This window comes from Mesorhizobium captivum (assembly GCF_033977165.1).
Classification (GTDB): domain Bacteria; phylum Pseudomonadota; class Alphaproteobacteria; order Rhizobiales; family Rhizobiaceae; genus Mesorhizobium; species Mesorhizobium captivum.
In genome coordinates this window covers 1-6,874 of the sequence record NZ_JAVIJB010000082.1, presented here as the reverse complement: position 1 = coordinate 6,874, position 6,874 = coordinate 1, and the positions used below count along the sequence as shown (strand labels likewise).

Sequence of the window (6,874 nt, the reverse complement as noted above, 5' to 3'; positions counted from 1 at the left end):
GCCTGTGGCCCGCGGGTTCCTTCCTCGGGGACTTTCGTACGCCTGCCGGCGCCCGAAACTCTTCACGGAAGCGGATCGTCCGCTGTCGGGATGATTGAGCTAAAAGCCGACTTCGCGTCCATAGTAGTGCCGCCGGCTTTGCGGACAACTCGGAGTATTTCAGCAGTGCGAGGATGCGCTCGGAGGGTCAGATGGAAGGCTTGCAGCCGACATCTGACTGTCAATGCGGTCAATTCGGTTGGTGGTGCTGCAATCTTGGCAATAGATGCCTCAACCGGGGAATTCGGAAAGTTCGTCGGCCGCTTCTTGAAAACCTTGCGCCGCAGCTCGCTCGAGCCAAAGGCGGCTGGCTGCCGGGTTGCGCTCTCCGGCAAGGCCTTTGGAAAGATATCGGCCGAGCATGAGTTGGGCCTGCCCGTGCCCGAGCTCGGCAGCGGCCGCAAACCATTTCTGCGCCGCCACGTGGTCGGCCGGCAGTCCCTCGCCGGAGCTCTGCAGCGCGCCGAGCGCAAACATTGCGCCTGCATGACCTTCGGCAGCAGCCCGTTGGAACAGCTGCACTGCGGCCTCCGGAGAACGTTTGCCTCCGCTCCCATTGAGCAGCATCTCAGCAAGCGCCACCTGCGCATCGAGCAGGCCACCCTCGGCCGCCTCGGCAAACCAGGCGCGGGCCTGTTGTGCGTCGGCGGCAACGCCGCGCCCATCCCTGAGAATGCGCGCATACATGTACTGGGCCTCGGCCACGCCTTCAGCCGCGCGCCTCAGCCATTGCGCGGCCCGAGTTTCATCCTGGTCTACGCCGACGCCTTTGGCGAAACACAGCCCGAGATTGAAGGCGGCTATAAGGTCGCCCGATAACGCGGCCGTCTCGAACCATCCCGCTACGCCCGTGATATCGTCCGGCTCGCCGACTCCCTGAAGAACAAGATTGGCCAGATCGACTTGCGCCGCCCGGTTCCCGTTGCTTGCGGCGGTGCGCAGCCAATGCGTCCCCTCTTGCTCGTCTCTGGCGACACCGTTTCCCGTCAGGTAGAGAGAGGCCAGCGCACGTGCGGCGGCCTGGTGCCCTCCCTCGGCCGCACGACGATACCATATTGCCGCCTCTGAAAAGTCCGGCGGCCGACTCTTCACGTTCCGATCGCCGAGGAGATTCGCCGCCTCGAGGTTACCCGCCAATGCCGCGCGCCGTATCCAGGCCTCTCCCGCCATAGGATCCTGATCGCCGAGGCTCCCGTCGATAAGCGCCAGACCCAATCGGAACTGGGCCGCAGGAAGCCCTTTCTCCGCAGCTGACTGGTATAATCGCGCCGCGCCAGCAAGGTCGCCTGCGACACCGAGGCCATGTTCGGTCAGGATCGCGAGAAGATAAATTGCTGTCGGCAAGTCCGCGTCCGCCGCCCGCCGGACCTGATCGGCAATCCTGGCTCGGTCTGCCGACAAACCCCGCCGTGCCAGCGAAAGGGCAAAACCAAGGCTTCCTTCGGCGCAGCCGGCAGCGGCCGACCGTTCGTACCATCTGTACGCAGCATCCGCGTCGCGCATAGGTTCGGGACCGCTGGTTAGGATGTAGCCGAGGAGTGCCTGGCCGGTGGCGGAGCCGGCCTCTGCCGCTTTCGTGGCAAGGTCGAGCGCTGACGCAAAGTCCGGCTCGCTCGTGGTGTCCTCCACGAACAAGCGCTCCGATTCGGAGTCCTTGTCAGCTTCGGCTGTCGCCATCCCGGTCACGTACAGTGCAGCAAGGAGCGCCTGCGCATCGGCGCTCCCGTGATCCGCTGCTCGCCGCAGCCAGCGCGTCCCCTCTGCCCGGCTCGGCGGCACGCCGGAACCCTCGAGATAGCATCGCGCGACCTGATACTCGGCATGGCCGATTCCCGCACGCGCAGCCGTCGCGAAGAGCGGAAAGGCCTCCGTAAGCTTGCCATTTTCAGAAAGCTGGGTTGCCCGGCGCAACGCTACGGACGGGCTAGCCAAACCAGTCAGGCGATCCAGAATTGTCATCGATGCCAGCCTTTGACTGCTCCAGTTCCTGGTCGAGCTGCAGACTACGGCTCGCGCATCGCTTCCTGACCGATCGGGAGCATCACCCCAAGAATATATTTGAGCACCGTGCGCCGGCCGACCTGAACGTCGGCGGTCACCGGCATGCCGGGGGTGAGGGCAAACCCGGCGGGTACGTCATGCAGCGCGACCCGATCGATGGAAATGCGCGTCCGATAGAACGGTTCTGCATTGGAGGGCAGCATTGCCAGCGAACTGTCTGGATCGCGGGCTTGCTCCTGAGCCGAGAAGGAATCCGGACTGAGCGTGCGCACGGTGCCGTGAGCGAGGCCGTATTGCGAATAGGGGAAGGTGTCGAACTTGATGACCACGGGATCGCCGACATGGACGAAACCACTGCTTCGGCCGACGACATTTGTCTCGATCTCGAGCGGCGCCTTGGCGGGCACCAGCGTGATCAGGCGCTCACCCGACTGCAGGACCGAGCCGACCGACACCTTTGCCACGGACTGGACAATGGCATCTCCCTCGCTTTTCAGCTCGACCAGTTGCTTACGCAGCTTTGCCTTATTGAAGAGCTCGCGAGCGTCGGACATGCGAGAACTCGCCTCCGACAAACCTTGCGAGACTTCCGCGCGCCAGCCTTGAATGTAGCCGGCGCGGTCGGCGGCTGCCGCAGCCTGTTGGCGCCTGGCAGCTTCCGCTGTCTGCACGGCGTTGCCGAGCGCGCGCGACATTTCGGCCGAATTGTCCTCGGCAAGCAGGGTATTAAGGCGGCTCCCGACCTGCCTTTCTTCCAGTTGCTTGCGCATCTCTTCTATCGACGCCGCGACGGAGAGCCGCTGCCGGTAGCCAGCGGCATCAGATTGCGCGCGCGTGATCACCGAACTGAGTTCATCGCTTTGCCGGTCGAAATTCTCCAGCTTAGCCTCATAGACCGCCTTGCGGCGCTCGAAGATCGAGGCCTGCAGGGTCCAGCTGGGGTCGAGGCCGTCATAGTTGAAGTCCTTGCCGTCGGCCTCCGCCTTCAACCGTGCCACTTCAGCCTCAAGCGTAGAGACCTGCATGGCCAGTGCCTGCAGGTCTGCTGAGGCGAAGGTCGAATCGAGGCGCGCAAGCAATTGACCGGCCTGCACATGCTGTCCTTCGCGCACTTCGATCGAGCGGACAATCGCCGTCTCCAGTGGCTGCACTATGATGTTGGGCGATTGTGAAACCACGAGCCCCCTCGTCGTCACAACCTGGTCGACCGGGATCAGTCCTGCCACGGTGATTAAGACGATCACCAGGCTCGAAATCATCCATACGATGCCGCGCGCCGCCCGAGGAATCGGCGCATTCGAGACTGCTGTCGACGGCCATTGAAACTCGAGTATGGCCGGCGTCGTCGGATCGCTGGTTTTCGCTCGCGGCCAGCGAGCCTGGCGGATGGTGAGCGAGGTGCTACTCATGGCTTACCAGACCTCGTATCCAAGTCATCTTTGGCGAGAACGACCATTCAATCTCGATCCCGCTGCGCCACGACATCATCAAACCAATCGCGGTGGTACGGCCGCCGGCCGGCCGCCGCGGTTGTCCAAGTGTCGGTTCTGCTGCGACCACAGCTGGCGATAAACCGCGCATCGTTCGAGCAGGATCGTGTGCGAAGCGACGTCGAGAACCTTGCCCTGCTCCATAACCAGGATCTGATCGCAGTCGGTGAGCGAGGACAGTCGATGCGAGACGATGATCATGGTGCGCCCGCTGGCGATGCGCATGAGATTGGCACTGACGACCGCTTCGCTTTCCGGGTCGAGAGCACTAGTGGCCTCGTCGAGAATGAGGATGGTCGGATCGTGGATCAGGGCGCGCGCAATCGCCAGCCGTTGCTTTTGACCGCCCGACAGGTTGGGCGAACCCTCCTCGATGTAGGTGTCGTATCCGTTCGGCATCCGTTCGATAAATTCTTCCGCGCCGGCCAGATGCGCGGCACGCATGGCATCGGAAAGCGTCAGGCCTGCGCGCCCGGCGATGATGTTGTCGCGGATCGACCCGCGGAACAGGAAATTGTCCTGGAGGACCACGCCGAGCCCCTGGCGAAGATGACGTAGGTTGATTTCTTTGAGGTCGACGCCGTCCAGCTTCAGGAACCCGCTGTAATCCCGGTTGATGCCCTGTAGCAGGCGCGCGATGGTCGATTTTCCCGACCCGCTCCGCCCGACAATGCCGAACATGGTCCCAGCCGGAATGTGGAAGCTGACCCGGTCGAGAGCTGGCGTCTTGGTACCGATATAGCTGAACGTCAGATCGCTGAACGTAACTTCGCCGAGGAGCCTTGGTCTCAGACCGAGGGAATTCGAACTCGTCTCCAACGGCCGGTTAAGGACCGATGCCGCCTCGCCGATTGCCGCCCCCACCTCCTCGTAGTCTTCAATCAGCCGCACCAACCCGACCAGCGGTTGCGCGACGCGTTGAGAGATCATCATGAAGGCGAAGAGACCGCCGACCATATAGCCGGAACTGTCATTCATCGCGAGATAGGCGCCAATCAGCATAGTGCCGAGCACCATTACGCGTTCAATTGGCGTAACCAGGGTCTGCGGCCAGCTGGCGAACTGCCCGAAGGACAGACGCGCCCTTCCCGCCTCCGCTACCCGCTCATCCCAGAGCGCCTTGCGTTGCGGCTCAAGGCCTAACGCCTTCACGGTCTTTATGCCGACGACAGTTTCGCCCAACGCCGCCGACTTCCAGGTCTCTGCGTCGATCACCCGCTGGTACCTTCGGCGCAGCGGCTTGAGGAAGGCAAGGATGATCAGCATGATCACCGCTGCGCAGGCAACGACGATCCAGGCAAGCTTCACGTTGATATAGAACATCACCGGCAGCAGCACGCAGAGTGTGATCAAGTCCAGGAACGTGCTGAGCAATTTACCCGTCAGAAACTCGCGGATTCGATAGACCTGCGCGAGGTGGTACATTGTCTCGCCAGCAGGATGGCGCTCGAAATAGTCGAGCGGCAGGCGCAGCAGCCGGCTGAAGACGTGCAGTTGCAGCTTGGTGTCCAGGCGGGCTCCGACGACGTTGATGATCAGTCGCCGCGCGTGGCCCAGGAGCGTCTCGTATGCGAAGACGACAGCGACTATGGCCGACAAGAGTAACAGCGTGGAGACACTGTTGAACTGCAATACCTTGTTGACCACCGTCATCACGATCAGCGGCGGCAAAATGGTAAGAACGCTGAGCGTGAAGGAGGCGATGGCGACGTCGCGAAGCGGCCGGCTTTCGAGCCTCACCAGTTCGGCGAGCCAGCGAAGCGTGAAAGGCGCATCCGCGGCAACATAGGATCGCGCGTTTCGCAGCAGCACCGCCTCGCCCGTCCAAACCTGCGACAGGCGCAGCTCGTCGACGGCAGTAGATGCACCGTCGTCGGGCGCCTCCGGGCTTTTGAGGAAGACCACGTTGCGCTCGGCGCTCGCCCCGGTGAGGAGACCAGCGCCGCCATCGCTGAACAAGAGAACGACCGGTCCAGTCTCTTGAAAGCGCAACAGGTGTGACCAGCGAATGCGCACTGCCCGAGACCACATGCCGCCGTTCTGCGCCCATTCCGAAAGGTCGGTAGCGCTTGGGAACGGGCTACTCGCTGCCCTGAATTCGTTCGGATCGAGTTCAATACCGTGATAGCGGGCGACCCGGAGCATCGCCTTGAGGCGCGGCCCGACCTGGTCAAACTCGGCGGGGCCACCGGGGCTCCGCCCCATTTCGCTGGTGCCTCCGGGCATGCCGGTCGGGTCGGCCGCGGTCCCGGCACGCAGCTCCACAGGCTGGATTTCAGCACTCCCAGGAACGTTCACCATGGACTCCCCTTCGGGTAGGCAGGCGATGGTTCAACATTGCCCGGGGCGGACCATTCCCGCGGGAATCTCTGGTGGCGCTGATGATACTCCACGCCGGTCGGTCGCGCGAGCCCCTTGACCACTCGCAAAGGCCGAACGCGCAGGCCTTGCCTTTCCGCAAAGCCCGCGCGCCCGCTTCTCAGCTTTGGACCGGTTTCTATCGTCGTCTGTCCGGTCGCCATTCCTGCTCACTCATGCTCAGTCATGCGGCTTCAGAATGTCCTTCAACGCTTTCTTCACGGTGTCGTCGCTGTTGGCGAAGCCGGCACCCTGCTTGTGCTGATCCGAGGTCAGGTCGGTGCTTGCACCCACCGGCTTGTTCTGGTTCTGACCAAATCCCCTGATCGTGTTGAGAACATTCAGGAGGTCGGTCGTCACCGAACCGGCGGCCAGGCTGACAAGCTGGCGGAACGACGCATGGCTGACGGCATCACTGTCGGTCGAGCCGGATTGCAGGAACTGCGTCGTGTCCTTGAGCCCGAGCGAGCTGGCCGTGACGGCGGCGGTGTGGTGGTCAGCCGGGCCATCGGCATCAGTGCCATCGTTGGGATGTCCCTTCCCAGGATTGCTGCTGTCGCTGTGGTCGGGATCATTGCCATTGCCGTTGTTGCCATGGTGATGATCACCGGTCTCGCCGCCGGGGCCGGTCGCTCCGGTCGGGCCAGTTGCACCGACCGACCCAGTCGCGCCGGTGGAACCAGTCGCACCGGTCGAGCCGGTTGCTCCGGTTGCACCCGTGGCGCCGGTCGCGCCCGTGGCACCTGTGGTACCCGTGGCGCCGGTCGCACCGGTCGAGCCGGTAGCACCCGTTGCTCCAGTCGCACCGGTAGTTCCAGTCGCGCCCGTCGAGCCGGTAGCACCTGTGGCACCCGTAGCGCCGGTCGAGCCGGTCGCACCCGTTGCTCCAGTCGCACCGGTAGCTCCGGTTGAGCCGGTCGCACCCGTTGCGCCAGTTGCACCGGTAGCTCCAGTCGCGCCCGTCGAGCCGGTCGCACCTGTGGCAC

The 6,874-nt window shown here is 63.4% G+C and carries 3 protein-coding genes and 1 pseudogene; all 4 read right to left on the bottom strand.

The window, feature by feature from the left end:
- Positions 1-270: 270 nt before the first annotated feature.
- Positions 271-1,998 (bottom strand): tetratricopeptide repeat protein, encoded by a 1,728-nt coding sequence (locus tag RFM40_RS33040; RefSeq protein ID WP_320230338.1) that lies wholly within the window; start codon positions 1,996-1,998, stop codon positions 271-273.
- Between the two features lie 44 nt (positions 1,999-2,042).
- Positions 2,043-3,449, bottom strand: a complete 1,407-nt coding sequence (locus tag RFM40_RS33035; RefSeq protein ID WP_320230337.1) for an HlyD family type I secretion periplasmic adaptor subunit — start codon at positions 3,447-3,449, stop codon at positions 2,043-2,045.
- A gap of 78 nt (positions 3,450-3,527) precedes the next feature.
- On the bottom strand, positions 3,528-5,831 hold the full coding sequence (locus tag RFM40_RS33030) for a peptidase domain-containing ABC transporter (RefSeq protein WP_320230336.1): 2,304 nt from the start codon (positions 5,829-5,831) through the stop codon (positions 3,528-3,530).
- Between the two features lie 237 nt (positions 5,832-6,068).
- Positions 6,069-6,874: pseudogene (locus RFM40_RS33025) on the bottom strand (hypothetical protein); the annotation flags it as partial.